12 protein-coding genes are annotated in these 16,110 nt (G+C 54.7%); 5 read left to right on the forward strand and 7 right to left on the reverse strand.

Annotated features, from left to right (window positions below):
• Positions 1 to 20: 20 nt before the first annotated feature.
• From AC3RLQ_RS23680 to AC3RLQ_RS23700, 5 genes are all read right to left on the reverse strand, one after another.
• Positions 21 to 491, reverse strand: a complete 471-nt coding sequence (locus tag AC3RLQ_RS23680) for a hypothetical protein (protein WP_493031126.1) — start codon at positions 489 to 491, stop codon at positions 21 to 23.
• A 73-nt stretch (positions 492 to 564) separates the two neighbouring features.
• Positions 565 to 3,753, reverse strand: a complete 3,189-nt coding sequence (locus AC3RLQ_RS23685; protein WP_493031127.1) for an efflux RND transporter permease subunit — start codon at positions 3,751 to 3,753, stop codon at positions 565 to 567.
• Between the two features lie 2 nt (positions 3,754 to 3,755).
• Positions 3,756 to 4,946, reverse strand: a complete 1,191-nt coding sequence (locus AC3RLQ_RS23690) for an efflux RND transporter periplasmic adaptor subunit (RefSeq protein WP_493031128.1) — start codon at positions 4,944 to 4,946, stop codon at positions 3,756 to 3,758.
• Between the two features lie 31 nt (positions 4,947 to 4,977).
• Positions 4,978 to 6,237 (reverse strand): TolC family protein, encoded by a 1,260-nt coding sequence (locus AC3RLQ_RS23695; RefSeq protein WP_493031129.1) that lies wholly within the window; start codon positions 6,235 to 6,237, stop codon positions 4,978 to 4,980.
• 109 nt (positions 6,238 to 6,346) lie between these two features.
• Entirely contained in the window at positions 6,347 to 6,796 is a 450-nt protein-coding gene (locus AC3RLQ_RS23700; RefSeq protein WP_493031130.1) for a hypothetical protein, read from the reverse strand.
• Positions 6,797 to 6,968: 172 nt separating this feature from the next.
• Here AC3RLQ_RS23700 and AC3RLQ_RS23705 point away from each other — a divergent pair, with 172 nt between their 5' ends.
• The 3 genes from AC3RLQ_RS23705 to AC3RLQ_RS23715 all read left to right on the forward strand — a co-directional run bounded on the left by AC3RLQ_RS23705 (position 6,969) and on the right by AC3RLQ_RS23715 (position 9,526).
• A complete protein-coding gene (locus AC3RLQ_RS23705) occupies positions 6,969 to 8,423 on the forward strand; it encodes a tyrosine-type recombinase/integrase (RefSeq protein WP_493031131.1) in 1,455 nt (484 codons plus the stop codon).
• Between the two features lie 33 nt (positions 8,424 to 8,456).
• The gene (locus AC3RLQ_RS23710) at positions 8,457 to 9,233 is read left to right on the forward strand and encodes a hypothetical protein (RefSeq protein WP_493031132.1); all 777 of its coding nucleotides are present in this window, start codon (positions 8,457 to 8,459) and stop codon (positions 9,231 to 9,233) included.
• A 101-nt stretch (positions 9,234 to 9,334) separates the two neighbouring features.
• Positions 9,335 to 9,526 carry a helix-turn-helix domain-containing protein gene (locus AC3RLQ_RS23715; RefSeq protein ID WP_493031133.1) on the forward strand — a complete coding sequence of 64 codons (192 nt, stop codon included), beginning with the start codon at positions 9,335 to 9,337 and terminating at the stop codon, positions 9,524 to 9,526.
• Between the two features lie 2,237 nt (positions 9,527 to 11,763).
• Here AC3RLQ_RS23715 and AC3RLQ_RS23720 read toward each other — a convergent pair.
• Together AC3RLQ_RS23720 and AC3RLQ_RS23725 are read right to left on the reverse strand one after the other, a co-directional pair.
• A complete protein-coding gene (locus tag AC3RLQ_RS23720) occupies positions 11,764 to 12,165 on the reverse strand; it encodes a hypothetical protein (protein WP_493031134.1) in 402 nt (133 codons plus the stop codon).
• A gap of 72 nt (positions 12,166 to 12,237) precedes the next feature.
• Entirely contained in the window at positions 12,238 to 13,071 is an 834-nt protein-coding gene (locus tag AC3RLQ_RS23725) for a hypothetical protein (protein ID WP_493031135.1), read from the reverse strand.
• A 101-nt stretch (positions 13,072 to 13,172) separates the two neighbouring features.
• On the opposite strand from AC3RLQ_RS23725, the gene AC3RLQ_RS23730 reads away from it, so the two are divergent.
• A complete protein-coding gene (locus AC3RLQ_RS23730) occupies positions 13,173 to 13,460 on the forward strand; it encodes a helix-turn-helix domain-containing protein (RefSeq protein WP_493031136.1) in 288 nt (95 codons plus the stop codon).
• 343 nt (positions 13,461 to 13,803) lie between these two features.
• The gene (locus AC3RLQ_RS23735; RefSeq protein WP_493031137.1) at positions 13,804 to 16,071 is read left to right on the forward strand and encodes a hypothetical protein; all 2,268 of its coding nucleotides are present in this window, start codon (positions 13,804 to 13,806) and stop codon (positions 16,069 to 16,071) included.
• The last annotated feature ends 39 nt before the right edge of the window (positions 16,072 to 16,110 follow it).

The raw sequence follows: 16,110 nt of genomic DNA on the forward strand, positions 1-16,110 counted from the left end.
ATAGGAAGGGCATGTCCATGCTACTTTTTCGCCTCATCGCCATGCGCGCAGGTGCAGGCATACTCCTTGTTCTTGCAGGTGGGGCATTGCTCCAGGTTGAGATTGAACTTCTCATTCACCGCCTTGGCACCTTCCTTCGCACGGATCTGTACCACCGTGGGCAGGTCGTTGCCTTCAGGAATGACCTTGTCAGAGATCAGCTTGTCGCCCTCTTTCGCAAAGCTTAGCTTCGTCGGTGCCGAGCGTTCACCCAGCGTGACGCTGATGACTTGTTCGCCAGGGGAGACGACTTTGTTGTCGTCGTTGATGAAGCGAATTTCCACCTTCTTGTCCTTGTTCACGAAGAACTCCACGTGGGGTTCCACCTTCGTGATGAGCCTTCCGCCGGTAGGGCCAGCCTTGGTTTCATGGTCATGCTTGTCTTTGTCGGCAGCACTGGCAGTGAAGGCCAGTGCGAGTGTCAGCAGGGTGGTGGTCAGCAGCTTTTTCATGGGTGTCAGTGTTCTTGTGTGGTTTGGTTTTATTTTGGAGGCCCAGGCTTGGATGCCTGGCCTCGCTAGAAATTCAATGGGATGCAGGTGCTTCGTTTTCGATGGCTCTCGCGGCGGCTTTGCGGCCCAGCAGCCAAAACATCGCGGGTGTGATCGCCATGTCGAGAAAGGTGGAGGAGATCAGTCCGCCCACGATCACGACGGCCACAGGATGCAGGATTTCTTTTCCCGGCTGATCTGCCGCCAGCACCAGTGGAATAAGACCGATGCCTGCGGAAAGCGCCGTCATCAGCACCGGTACCAGTCGTTCCAGCGTGCCGCGTATCACCATCTTGCGCGTGAATCCCTCGCCCTCATGCGTCATGAGGTGCAGGTAGTGGCTGATCATCATGATGCCATTGCGCGCCGCCACGCCACCCACGGCGATGAAGCCCACCAGCGTGGCGATGCTGATGTTGTTCAGCTTGAAATACGTGAAGGCCAGACCGCCCATGAGCGCCAGCGGGATGTTCACCAATACCTGCAACGCCAGCGAGGCACTGCGAAAGTACCCATACAGCATGAGGAAGACCGCCACGAACACGATGGCTGAAAACAGTGCGATGCGCTGCGTGGCCTCCTGCTGCGCCTGGAACTCGCCCTCAAAGGTGATAAAGTAGCCCTCCGGCAGTTTCACCTTCGCCGTGACTTCATCCCGCAATCTCACGACAAGGTTCGACACATCCCGCACCGTGGGCTTGATGGCCAGCGCGAAACGCCGCTGGCTGTTCTCACGAAAGATGACGTTCGGTCCCTTGGCTTCGCGCACATCGGCTACCAGTGACAAAGGGATGCGCTGCAGGTGCCGCCCATCGCCCTCGTCCTGCATCTCGATGGGCAGTTCGGCAATCTTGTCTGGTGAATCACGCCACTCGACGGGCAGCCGCATCACCAGATTCACACGCCGCTGTCCTTCGCGCAGCTCAGCCACCGCTTTGCCACCAATGAGGCTGGAGAGCTGGTCATTGAGTTTGCCGGGGGCGATGCCATACGCCTTCGCGCGATCACGATCCGCCTCAATGCGGAGCTGCGGGATGGAGGAAGTCTGGTCCAGCTTGCAGTCCTGAAATCCAGGGATCGCTTTGGCGATGCTCTGGATCTCAATGCCAATCTGCCGCAGCTTGTCGAGATCAGGCCCGAAGATCTTCACCGCCACCGGCGCGGACACACCGCTCATCATATGGCCGATGCGGTCCGCCAGCGGCCCACCCACGATGGCAAAGACACCCGGCACTGTTTTGATCTTCTTCGAGATGTCATCCAAGATTTCTTTGCGGCTGCGGCTCTGGCCCGCGTGCTCGCCTTCGATCTCGCGGAAATCCACATCGAACTCCGCCGTCGAAACGGGCACCACATGGTCACCACGCTCCGCACGGCCCAGACGCCGGCCCACCTTGCGCACCTCCGGCACGGTGAGGATCTGCTGCTCGATCACGTCGGAGATTTTGTTCATCTCCTCCAGCGAAGTGCCCGGTGCAGTCGTCGCAGCGACCAGCGCCGTCTCCTCCTGGAATTTCGGCAGGAAGTCTTTGTTCATCTGCGGATACAGCAGGAACGAAACGATCAGCAGCACCACCGCTAGCGTGAGGACAATGAGCGGCTGATTCAGCGCAAAGCGCAGCAACGTGTGCTCCAGCAGCCACTTCATGCTGCGCGTGATGAAGCCGTCCTTGTGCGCATGCCCTGCGGCCGGATTCAGCAGCAGCGAGCACAGCACTGGAATGGCCGTGAGTGAAACGATGAACGAGGCGATCATCGAAATGATTGTGGCGATGGCAATCGGCGCGAAGAGCTTCCCCTCCACGCCCGTCAGCCCGAGCAGTGGCAGGAAGACGAGAATGATGAGAATCGTGGCGTAAAAGATGGAGTTCCGCACTTCACCCGAAGCTTTCGCGATCACCTGCAATTTGGGATGAGGTTTCGCCAGCGCCGCATTCTCCCGCAGCCGGCGGAAGACATTCTCCACATCCACAATCGCATCATCCACCACCATGCCGATGGCGACTGCAAGGCCGCCGAGTGTCATCGAGTTCACGCTGATGCCGAACCATTTGAAGATCAGCAGCGTGATGCCAAAGGACAGCGGCATGGCCATCAGCGTGATGAAAGTCGTGCGGAAGTTCAGCAGAAACAAAAACAGCACCAGCGTCACCATGATGGCTCCGTCACGGATGGCTTCCGTCAGATTGCCGATGGCATGATCGATGAAATCTTTTTGCTGAAACAGCAGCGTGGTTTCCACGCCTTTGGGAAAGGTGGCCTGCAGTTCATCCAGCGCCTGCTTGATCTGCTCTGTTAGCTTGCGTGTGTCGAATCCCGGCGCCTTGGTGATGGACATGATCACGCCATAAGTCGGCGACTTCTCGGGCGCCTGGCTCACCGTCGCATCCCCACGCATCGGCTCGATGCCCCAGACCACATTCGCCACATCACCGATGGCAATCGGGCGGTCATTGATCTTCTTGATGATCGTCCGCGCGATGTCGTTGAGCTCCACCGTCATCGCCAGATTGCGCACCATGATCTCGGTCGGTCCCGTGTTGAGAAAGCCGCCTGTCGTCGTATTCGCCGCCTCGGCAGCCGCACGCTCCAGCTCATCATAGCTGATGCCATTGGCCTGCATTTTGTAGGGGTCAGGCTGAATCTCGATCTGCTTGATGCCGCCGCCCATGTTCAGGATTTCCGCAATGCCGGAGATGCTCTGCAGGCGGCGCTTGATCGTCCAGTCCGCCAGAGACCGCACCTCACGCGGCGGGATGTGGCCGGGCTCGCCTTCCTTCGTCGTCGAACGCACGCCCACCAGCAGGATCTCACCCATCAGCGAAGCCACCGGCGTCATGAATGGCTGCACGCCGGGCGGCAGCTGCCCGCGCACGCTTTGCAGCCGCTCCTGCACCAGCATGCGCGCCTTGTAGATGTCCGTGTCCCAGCCGAATTCGGCATACACAAGCGAGAGCGACACATCCGAATTTGACCGCAGCCGCGTGAGCCCCGCCACACCCATCAGCGCGCTTTCCATCGGCTGCGTGATGCGCATCTCCACCTCCTCCGGTGCGAGCCCCGGCGATTCCGTGAGGATGATGACCGTCGGCTTCGTCAAGTCCGGCAGCACCTCCACCGGCAGCTCCGTGGCCGTGCGCACCCCCATCACCATGAGGATGAGAGACACGCCAATGATGACCGCGCGATTCGCGAGCGACCAATGTATCAGCTTGTTCAGCATGGCTATTGCGCCTCCTTCTCAGCGGGTTTCGCAGCAGCGGCATCCTCATCGGCAATCCCGCGTTTTTTGGAAAAGAGCGAGATGAGCAGCAGCACAAAAAGCACGATGGAGGCATACATCCACATCGGGCTGGAGCCTTCCTCCTCATGCTCATGCTCATGTTCGTGCCCGTGATCATGCCCCGCTCCTCCCTTTTTCCCTTCCATCGCGGCCTTCTTCTCCGGCGTCAGCTCGGAGCCGTCCTCCGCATGCTCATGGCCGTGCGCCGCATCCAGCGCCTCCTTCAGCGAGACGCTGCTGGCTCCCGCAAAGGACAGCGAATACGCGCCCCGCGTCACCACCTCATCCGCAGGCAGCAGGCCGCTGGTGATCTCCACAAAGCGGTCGTTGATCTCTCCCACCTGCACCTGTGTTTTCACAAAAGCGTTCGGTAGATCAAAGTCCTTCACATAGACAAAGCGGTTGCTCGATTCGCCCTGCAGCGCCGCGCGCGGCACGCTCACCACATTGCTCCTCTTGCTCATCACGATGGAGAACTCCGCGCGCATGCCCGCCCGCAGCAGCCCGCCCGGATTCGTCAGGCGGAAGATGGCGTCGATCGTTCCGCTCTCCTTGTCCGCACTCGTGCCAAAGCGCAGCAGTTCACCTTTGAATTTTTCATTGGGCAGTGCCGCCACCTTGATGTGCGCCTCCGTGCCCGGCTTCATGCGTCCGGCCTGGTGTTCCGGCACACGCGCCACCGCATATACTTCGCTCAGGTCCGTGATTTCCAGCAGCGCCTTCTCCGGGTCCAGCGGATCTCCCAGCCGCGCATCCACACGCGTCACCAGACCAGCCAGCGGAGCTTTCAGTGGAATGACCGGTGGTGGATCACCCGGCATGCGGCTCTCGATCTTCGCCACCTCATCATCCTTTTTCACCGTGTCCCCCGGGGCGACCTTCAGCTCCACAATGCGCCCTGAAATACGCGTGCTCACTGCCGCTACCTTGCTCGGGATGGCCTCGATGCGACCCAGCGAAAAGATGGTGGCCTCGAAGTCTGTCTCCTCCACCTCCACGGTTTCAATGCGGAGATTTTTCACCCCCGTTTCATCCAGCACCACCGTGTTGGCCGCGCGTTTGGAGTCGCCCTCGGCATGCACCATGCCAGACATGGCGAGGCAGAGGATCAGTCGGGAAAAGGAACGTATCATAAAAAGGTTGGTCAGAATTGGATATTGCAGGTCAGCGTTTAGCTGGTGTGGATGAGGTGGCTGCACTCGCGGGCGCATGCTTGCCCGTGGCCGCTTCATAACGGATGCGCGCCAGATGGAAATCCCGCACGGCATCCAGCGCCGCGGCCTCCAGTTGCAGGCGTTGCTCCCGCGCGCGCAGGATCGTCAGCAGATTGGTCTGCCCCTGCTCGTACGCCTTTTCCAGCTTGTCCGTCTGCTCAATCACCAGCGGCAGCAGCTTGTCCCGCGTTTCATGGGCCAGGTCCGCATTGGCCTGCATTTCGAGGCGGGCCGTTTCGGCTTCGCTGATGATTTGCTTGCCCAGCGCTTCTCGTTCCAGCACGGCGCGCTCCGCACTCGCCGCCTTCTCGGCGATCTCCCCCTGATTGCGGTTCCAGAACGGCAGCGGGATGGAAATGCTGAAGCCATAGTAGCCCGTGTACTGGCGGTACGTCGGCGTCACATCCTGCATTTCCCGCGAGGCAAATACACCCGCTTTCACGTCCGGCAAACGTCGAGCCTTGGCGAGTTGCTGGTCTGTCGTGGCCGCGGCGATCTTGGTCTGGGCCAGCTGGTAGTCCGCCCGCTGCATCCAGCCCGCACCCATGCCAGGAACCACAAGCGCAGGCAGATCGCCTGAAAGCGTCAGCGGCTCATCAGGCGGCAGACCCAGCATGGGTTTGAGCTGGCCCATCAGGCTGATGCTGGTCGTTTCCAGTTTCCGCGTCTCCAGCAGCAGCCGCTGCGCATCCACCTGAGCCTGGGCGGCATCCAGAGCGGAAATTTCTCCCACCTTCGCCCGCCCGCGCACAAACTCAGAAAGCTTCGCGGCCAGTGCCGTTTGCTGCTTTCGCAACACACGCTGCTGAGTGAGCGACATCAATTGCACGGCAAGGCTCTGCGCCTCCGCGATCAAGCGCCGTTCCGCATCCCGCACCTCCAGCTCCGCGGCTCCCACCATTTGGGAACTGAGTCTCTTTTCCAGGCTCAGCCTGCGGGTGATGGGAAACGCCTGATCGATGGAAAAGACACCGGTTTGGGGACTGACTTTGCTTTGATTTTGAAGAGCGTAGCCAAATGTCGGATTCGAAAGTCTGCCAGAGCCGAGCTGACGACCCCTCGCCTCCTCCACCGCGAGCCGCGCGGCTTTGAGAGTTGGGTGCGAAGTGCGCACCTTCAGGCCAACGTCGGCATGCGAAAGCGTCAGGGCAGGGGCCGTGGCGGCGGCTGCCAGCATCAAGGAAGTGCACAAAAGAGAAGAGCGAAACATGGAAAGCGTGATGGTTTGAGATTTGCAGGCATGGCCACGTCATGCCTTGGACCAGGGGAAAAGCAGAAGCGCCTAAGCCGTCAGTCGTGGACGGCGGCGCACCCTTGTCTCAAACCAAAATCACCACGCAACGTGCTACCTGCAAAGCCGCAGGCGGCGGACTCTCTCCCCCGGTATCCAGCGGCGTCTTCATCATTTCATTCACCGTGAGTTCCTCCATCAGCACCCACTCATGCACAGGCATCTCCGCCACCAAGACGGCTACAAAAGCCGGGGTGGAAACCGCGGTCAGACCTGCGGTGCCGGCCTGCAAATCCACCGTCAATGGCGCATGATGCTCCGTGTCCTCATGCTCACCATCCTCCTCATGCGCATCCTCAGAGCAGGAAACAAAACTGGTCTTTCCGGCCTCCGCATCGTGATGGCAGTGCTCCGCAGTTGTTTCCACCCTGATTCCCTGATGGTCACAAACAAACCCGCGCTGCATCCCAAACACCTGCGCACACCCTACGACCAGAACGGCCAGTGAGGCAAGGATGCGCTTGGGAAGGAATACCATGGCTGAGTTAAGATGCGGGCTGGGCCGGCTTTGTTCAATGTGATTTTTTGTCAGCGCCACAGCGCAGCCTCCATCGCAAGTGCCGGAGACAGGACTCGAACCTGCACTAGTTTCCCAACCAGATCCTAAGTCTCGTTGTTGCGGGTTTCGTCAAGTTTGCTAATGTTCGCTTGTGAATGCTTTAAATGATTATGAATCAAAGGAATCAGAGACATCGGCCGAAGACTTGAGCGATCACGCGCGAGCAAAGATGGACAAGAAAAGTGGCCAAGAAGTGGCCAAGGTTGTTTCAAGCCACAAGAAAACGAAGACAAAGGCATTGCCCAAAACAGACTCGCGGTATTGGCTCGCCCGTTTGTTTCGAAATAGCTACCAAAACGGGGACGAAACATCGCTCACGCGAGATTGGTGCGCACGCATCGCCCGTGCAGGGAGGCGCGAAACTTTTAATCTCGGCTCACCGAATCGTGATGCGGCGGCACGCACGGCACAGAAAATTTATTCATCGCTGCTCACCGACGGATGGGAAAAGACGCTGGCGGAATTCAAACCGAAGGCCGCGAAATCGACGCATATTGCTACCGTCGGAGAATTTCTCGCTGAGGTGAAAGCCACAGCTGGTTTTCGAGCATCCACGTTCACAGTTTATTCTCAGAGCCTGCGACAAATAACGGCTGAAATCTGCGACATCGGCGACCAGCCCGCTCTGGATGAAGATGGACAACCCAAGCGCGACCGCAAAAAACGGATCGTTTATCTTTCGCGCCGGGACCATCAAAGCGGAGGGCGGCTGGCTTGGGTGGCGAAAGTGGAGGCGCAAACGCTGGATATTTTAACAGCAGCGGCGGTGCAGCGTTGGAAACTCGCATACATCGAAAAAGCAGGCACTGCGCCCGATGCAGTTCGAAAAGCTACCAATACGGCCGGATCCCTCCTCCGAAGCGCCAGAGCGTTGTTTTCAGAACGCGCGCTCAAATACGTGCTGGAAACGCTCACCCTGCCCAATCCACTGCCGTTTGCCGGGCTTAAAATACCCAAAATGGCCGGTACTCGTTACGTTTCCCGGATCAATACTCATTCACTGATAAAGACGGCACATCTCGAATTGAGTGGCGAGCCATTTAAGATCTTTTGCCTCGGGTTGCTCTGCGGCCTGCGAAAGCGTGAGATCGACACGTTGTTGTGGCGGCAGGTCGATTTTCACAGCGGTCAGATTTGCATCGAGGCAACGGAGCTTTTTCAACCCAAGAGCGAGGAGTCATTCGGGGCCGTGGATTTGGATGCTGAGCTTCTGGGGCTCATGAAAGGCTGGAAAGCCAAGGACAAGGGAGAATTCGTTATAGCACCGGACCTAAAGCCGCAGCAGCACATGTCTCGCTCCAATTATCGTTGCACCCGGCATTTCAAGTCGCTGTACGCGTGGTTGAAGGGCCATGGTGTCAGCGATACCAAAAAGCTCCATACGTTGCGAAAAGAACTGGGTTCAGTCCTTGCGTCAGAGCAGGGCATTTTTGCCGCTCAGAGCGTGCTCAGGCACGCGCAGATCAGCACAACCGCCGCTTATTATGCCGACAAAAAAAAGCGCATAACAGCTGGCTTGGGGGCACTGCTTGCCAACTCGGATTAAATTGAACTGAGCATTCCAACCCACCTCAAAATCGTGAACACCAGGAACGAACCGCCAAAGGATGTGCCGGGATTATTTCGCTTTGTGCAGGAATTTGGAGGGAGCAAATACCAAGCTTTTATGCAGCCTGAGTTGTCTCAAAAATACGATGAGCTGAATTTTAATGCGGAAGCGCGGGATCTGAATCTTTCCAATGCATTGGACATTTCCCTTCGAATCTCTCCGGAATCACTCGAAAGGCTGGTGCGGCACAATCGCCATATTCTTTTGGCGATGTCCGATGAAGAGTGCTTGGTGGAATTCAATGAATCCTTGAGTCCCGAATCGAAAGAGGGATTGCTCTTCATGATGCATCAGTGCTGCAAAGTGGTTTTGAATATTCAACAATCTCTCGGCAAAGAACTCTCAATTTTGATGCAAAAGTCTCTCCTCCCTCCGAATACGGGCGTAGAAAACGAATCATCACTTCTCAGTGAATCCGAAGCATTGAAGATTTTGAAAAACAGATTTGCCGCATCTCTGGAGATTCTTTCAAATAATAGAAAAACTCCGCAGCGGCCCCTCTTTGTCAGCATTGAATATGCGGGAGGAAAAAAAGATAAAGTGCTGCTTACCGTGAGGGCAATTGATGTTGCTTTGGAATTAGCTAACGAACTTCAAAGGTGCCCAATTAAAAAAGAATTAAGCGACGAGTTGGAAGCAAGGCACCATCAAGAATTGGTTGTAGAACGCGACAAGAAGAATCTTTCGCCTGTAAACTGGAGTGACCAATTCGAGCAAGCGGGGCTGAAAAACTTGCCGGTTAAGTGAGGGTGGTATTTCGATGAGATGCGTTATCGCCAAAATATTAATTTTTGGCGATACGCTCATAACGCGACTTATGGGAACAGCCGGTGGAAAAGTCGCACCGCATGAAACCAGAAACTCCCTCAGGCACAACCGAACTTCTGACGCCGGCTCAGCTCGCAAAAAGGTGGTCTATTAATCCTATCACACTTCGGAGGTGGCGCCGGTTAGGCCGAATTCAAGCCCTACACCTTGGCCGGGGAATTCGCTTCTCTCTTGCTGATGTTGAACGTTTCGAGGCCCAAGCACGCGAATGAGCCACCGCCGTTCCAATCGCATTTTGACCCCTGTCTGACTTTTGATTCAATCCCGCGTTCCTCAACAACAACCCCGACGCTCCCCCGTCAGCGGAAGCGCAAAGCCAAGCCGGAAACCCCGGTGGGCGAGCGCGAACTGATGGCTCCCCTTTTGCAGGACTTCTCTTCCTCCAACAGCCCGCTGTAAAACCCAGGGCTCGAAAGCATCCGCAAATCATTGGGAAAGAACGCTTTTCTGGCGATGAACGAGCTCGGAACCAATCTTGCTTGGTTTCAGATGACCCAGGCCAGAGTGGAGTGCCGGAATGCTGGCAAACGTTTCGGCCACTTCCCGGACTCCCGGCTGGATGGGACCAGACAGAGGCTGGACTGGCAATGTCACCCACTTCTCCTTGATGCAAACACGAAGCAATCAGCCACCCTCCGCACGGGCCGGAAGGGCGTACGTGTTGCTCATAACCCGGGAGATCCAGATCGGCATAGAATGGGCAGCAATTGCAAGCGTCGGGCCGTCGGTAACGCGGGTGCAGGGGCTGCTGACAGTTATCAGGCCCCGGCAATACAGGGGCCCCCTGTGGAGGCCACCCCTGTAGCCGATCCCTTGTACCCTTATATAGATAATATAACAGACGGGAGGGAGAATGAATCTCTCCCAACCTCCCTTTCCCGGGGGAAAGGAAGGAGCTCAATCTTTTTTTATCCAGAAGGTTTGCTGGTTGGAGTTTCGACGGTTGAAGGGGAGAAGCAGGCAGTTGACCGTTCACCCGGCGCCTTCGGCGTTCCGGACGCCTTCGGCTAGCCGGAATCCCCTCCCGAGGCATCGTCGTGGTCGTACTCCCGCCTGGAAGGGGACCTCCAAAAGCCGGAAGGCTATATTGCTCACTTTTCCCTCGATGCCAATACGGAGCAAGCAGGCCCCTTTACGCGCGTCGGAAGGTCGGCTGTGCTGTCTTGCGCCTGCGGCAGCCCAGGCCAGCCTAGAACGGGCAGCAAACGCAAATGCCGGACCCGTCGGCAACGAGTGCCCAGCGGCTCCTGATGCCGGAAGACCATCAGTCCCAAGTTCAACCCGGGTAAATCAAACCGCTTTAGAACGGCCGCAAACTCATGCGCCTGGCATTTGGCACCGAGGGCGCAGCTGGTGCCGACAGTTATCAGGCCCCTGCCGTACAGTGCCCCTCTGTGGAGGGCACCACAGTAGCCGATCCCCCACACCCCCTTATAATGGTAATGTAACAGAGGAAGGGAGAAACAATATCTCCTAACCTCTTTTTCCGGGGAAAAAGAGGAACTCAATCCTTTTTTTATTCAGAAGGTTCGTGTTTCGTTGGTTGGTGGTTGAACAGGTGAGGGGGACAATCCAGGAGGTTGTCCCTTCACCCGGCGCCTTCGGCGTTCCAGACGCCTTTGGCGCGTTCGAATATCTCCCGAGGGTCAAGGTCCCGGTGGGGCATGCCGACGCCGAGAAGCGGGAATTCTGTGCATTCTGCGCTATCAAGCAACCAGAGCCTCGTTCGGGGCGGAACCCCTCCGCCCATACGCTTATCGCCCCCGAGTTGGAGGCTGGTGGTGACACAGTTAGGATCTGTGCTCTAACTTTGCCCCCGGCTGGCTTAGCCCGCATCCGCCCCATGGAATCGCAGTGTGTGTAGCCTCTGATGCCGGTAGAGGAACGCGGTGGGACTGGAATGGACCAATAAGCTTTTAACCGAGAATTCGGAGAGGGATGGGCGAGACAATTTGTCACATCATGCCCATAATGCTTTATAATCACCATAAATTTGTGCACGGCGGCTGTAAAAGCGGAATTAGAAGGTGTGTTTTGAGCATGATTTCCTTCAAAATGCGGAACTTGTATTTTATTAAGCTACAATGGATTAACTACTGCTTTCTCAGTGGTGAGAGCGGAATTCAAAAAAGGACGATTCCGGGTATCAATCGTGATGGATTTACCCAGTGAAATGAAGATTTTCGGCTCAGAATCCACGAAGAAGATGAATTCAGACAATAACGTCATTAATAATGTGCCCGTTTTTGGTCGCGCCTGAAGCTCACTTGGAGCTACAAATGCGAACAGGAGGCTACGAATTCAGACCCGGAATGGGCAGGAGCATTCCGCAGGCTTTTGGATAAAGGACCGCCTGGATGCTACAAGGCAGCCTGCCCCATGGAATATGCATGAACAGGTGCCAGTATGACGCCATCACTTCACCGGCGGAAGATGAAACCACGGCTGCCTACCTTGATTGATAGCCAGGCACGGGTTTGGCTGCATTTGCGCGTTTCTGTGAATCCGACACATTTTTCAGCCATATGGAAGCTGCTATGGCCAACCATATGAATGGTTTGCTACGCTTCCACAAAACGAGACCATAGATTGCACCGCAAAATACGGTGGTCCAAAACATGACGGGCAACCAAGACGTCACATTAACAGTTTCGTATTTATCGCTCGAAAACAGCCCCCCTCGTTCAACCAATTTTTGTTCCTGATTTACAAATACGAAACTTGAAAGCACAAACACGGACAAAATAAAGGCAACGACTGCGGCTGTTAAGGCACAACCACTGTTCGGATTTCCAACAGATTGTAAAACTGACGAATTATCTCCCGGAAATTGCGCACGTTGATCGTTCATGATTTGCAAAATATTGGAGTGTGCAGCGAAGTCAGTTCTGCCCTTGCCATTTGGGAGAGCCTATTAAATTCGTTAATTCCCTCGCAGAAGGCTATTCACGGCAGCTTTGCCCAAAAATGCCCCCACATCGAAAAGGACCCCATTCACATCCTTGTTCGTTGTGCCGGTGCTTTCGATTATTTCAACGGATGTGACGGAGTCGATTTTGGTATTGTAGGCCAAACGCAATTTCGTCGTGCCGGTGGGCTTGAGAATCCCCTGCCAATATAAAATGTAATTGAGCCTGAATTTGTGAATGTCTTCCAGACGTCTGCTTTGTGTGTCGGTCTTCCAATCCACATCGACGCTTTCAACCCAAATGCTGATTCCCGCTCCAGCAGGATGAATTGATTTGAACACGTTTTGAGCACCAGAAATGGATGTGCCGTCAGCTTGTTTAACAGGATCATTAAATCTGGTTTCGAGAACCAGTTTAAGCAGGCTGAGTGTCACGTTCGAATCGAAAGACACGCCGGCTTTCAAGCTGCCCTCCGTGTTTACGCTCCATTCCCCCACTTGCCGGGGCAAGTCGCCTTGTGCTTTGATAAAATATTCCCCAGAAAGCTTCCCATTCTGAAGATCCCCCTGCCACTCGATAATCAATCCAGTGTGATCTGTCGTGGTGAATCTGAAGCTTGTTCCACTTCGCTTGCCATTAATGTTTCCTCCTCCGCCCAGCCAGCCACTGACCGACATGAATCCCGCGAGTTGGTCGTTTTCTTCGGTAAATACGACCTTCAAATGGCCATCAACGTTGCCAGTGACATTGTGACAAGTTCCCTCGTAAGCCGCCAGATCTGCTGCCGCTAGTGGATACGATTCAACGAAAAGAAGCAGAGCTAGGAAAAAGATTCTACTGAGAGTCATAACGCAGTTTTAGGGGCGGTTGGTTGAGAAATGCATTGTTCCCCAGGGGGAACCAATGCTTGGCCCAAGTATGCAAATGTCAAGTTCCCAGTGGGGAACACATGAGCCAGCGCTTCAGAAACATCTTGGGTCCGAATATCCGCAAATGGCGGAAGAAGGCCGGTTTATCCCAGGATGATCTGGCGGCGAGGTTGCAGCTTGCAGGCCTGGAAAACATCGACCGTGTGGCGGTGGCAAAAATAGAGTCGCAAATCCGGTCCCTCTTTGATTATGAGCTGATTGTGATTGGAACTGTATTGAAGATCTCTCCAGACGAGTTGATTGCCACTTCGGAGCGAAGCCTGCGTGCCGATTTACCGACCTTGTGTGGTGCCAGGCAGCGTGAGTGATGAGAATTTGTCGTGTGTGACGGGGGAAAGCGTCCGTCATCGTGCTAAGCAAAAGGTTGGCGGCAAAATCTTTGACCTCCTTCCGACCCACCAAACCCGTTCTGCCCATGCTTAGATACAGTTCATGTGCGTGCTTTAGCAGGCAAAAAAAGCTGCGTGTCTAACGGCAAAAAAGAAAACTCACGAAGATCGGTAGTCCGGCCTCAGTCTTGAACAACATCTGCTCAACCGATTGTGCCGGGGAAGTGTTACGAGCCATCGCTTTATCAGTGCATCATATGGGGATAAAAAAATTTCAAATTTTTCAGCTCAAAAATCATCAATCTTAACAGACGCACCCCAAATGAGCGACGACAGCAAAACTCACGACGTCACACAACACGCGGAACCAAACTGGGAAGCCATAGCAGCAGGTGCTGAATCGAAGGTGAACTTCGCCATTTTAAATTTGTGCGCACTGATCATTACCAAAAACCGTCTCGAACTCTTGGGAAGGGTGGCAACATTTATTCTATTCTCCAAGAACGGAAGCCGTCCCACGGAAGAACACGCGCGAAAAAGTGAGGTCAATCTGGAATATCTTTGCAGCCTTGCGATGGCTTTGCCGAATTCACAGGCTGCTGATTTTCCATCGGCAAAGGATGTGCACACCATCATTGATCTTCTTGCGACCATCCATATGCATGCGGCGGTGTGGTACACCGCCCACAAGAATTTGTCACAGCCAGATGATCAAGCTCTTGCTGAGTTGTCAAAATCATTTCAGGTCCAGAAGCTTCACGTCCGTGGCGATGGCTACTGGCAACACCTGAGACAAACCTGGTGTGACATAATGCAGCCTCACGAGAAGGTGGCTCAGAAGGCAATCGGTTTTTCTTTTGACGATTATTTGAGCCTTTCTGATCGCCTCGAAAAGTTAATCGAGTGCCGCATCAATGACGAGGCAGATCAAAAGCACGTCCCTTATCGGAAATTGATGAAACCGTGGATTGCCGAGCTTCAAAGTGAGGAGCCCTTGAGCGCTGCCTGCCAACAATATTTCGAGGACCATCGGGACGAATTCGGGGCGGCACGTTCGTCAGCCGAAACATTTGGCTCGCCCGCCTCATTCCTGGTGGTACCACAAAATGCAGCAGAGGAGGTTATTCTGAAGTCTCTTGCCTGTGAATTTGGTGAAAACGTGCCGTTTTACGGAACAAGTGAAATTCATCGATTCTGGCCACTCAACGAAATTTTGACAGACCGGAAGCCCTTTGTCCTGCATGAAGGACGATATTATGCCTTCAATTTTTCTAAAATAGGACGGAGCGCATACGATGTCGTTACGGGCCTTTTCCAAGTGGTCGAGTCCCAATATTGGCAGGCTCAGTTTTTGCCGGCAAGAGATCGGTATCTGGAGGAGGAAACAGCCCGGCTATTTCGAAAACTGCTGCCAGAGGCACGCATCATTACATGCGGGTTTTATCCGCTCAAAGCAGGCGGCCTGGCCGAAGCGGACATCGTTATTGTTATGGACGAAATTTTATTGATAGTGGAGTGCAAAGCGGGAGCAATTACGTCTGCCGCCAAACGAGGCGGGACGCTGCGGGTTAAAACCGATGTGAAAAAGACAATTGCCAAAGGTCTGAACCAGGCTGAGCGGCTGATCGGGGAGCTAATCGCAAACGGTGAGCTGACCATCCAAAACAAAAGAGCTGACGAGACCATTTTAAAGGCCGATGAATTTCGGTGGGTGTTCCGGGTTAACGTAACACTGGATCTAATCAGTCCCGTCGCTTCGAATATTCTGAGCTTGATGGACATTGGGCTCGTTGAAACCACGGAACGCTGCTGGTCGGTTTCACTCAACGATCTGCGCGTGGTTGTCGATATTTTGGACAGACCCGCCGTGTTCTTTCATTATCTAATCCGCCGCTTTGACACGGACCAGGAACGCAATGTGGAGGCGTCAGACGAACTGGATTACATGATGTATTATGTGCGGCAGGGGCTTTTCTTTCGGGGCAAGAACAAGCCAAACGAGAATGAGCATCTGACGATAGTTGGTTACACCGAGGATCTGGATCAATATTATCGTCGCAAACAGGGGCTAATAGCCAAGGGCGCAAAACCACGAGTTGTGCTGGGAGCTCAGACGGAACGTTTTCTTGAGTTTTTGGAAAAGTGGCGGCCGAAAGGTTGGATGACAGCGGTGCTGCAGTTTTTGGAGTTTGACCCAAGAGACAGAGAAAAATTGCTTGGAAAGATTCATTTGCAGCTCAAACGAGTCCTCCGAGAAAAGGCTCCGTTCGGTCTGTCAGTGATTGGATGCACAGAGACCAGAACGGCGATTGGCCTGGCATGTGCTCAGTTTCCTCATTTCACAAAAGAAGCGGTAAGAGCCAGATGCATCCAGCGCTGCAAGGAATACGAATTTGATAGCATTACCATCATTCTCGTCGGTATTCCGGTTGTGGCGCAGGCACCCTTCATTTTTTTTGTCACCCCTGATGAAAGAGTGCCTGACCATGCGAAAAATCTGTTAGCGCAGTTGCGATTTGAGATAACGGAAAGTCGGCCCCAAACATCCAGACCCGGTATTTTCGACAGGTTGCGGGAAAACCTAGAATGATAACTCTCACGAGCGGGTGCAAAAACCTTGAGCAGAAAA

This window comes from Prosthecobacter sp. GW821-HT29F12 (assembly GCF_058803405.1).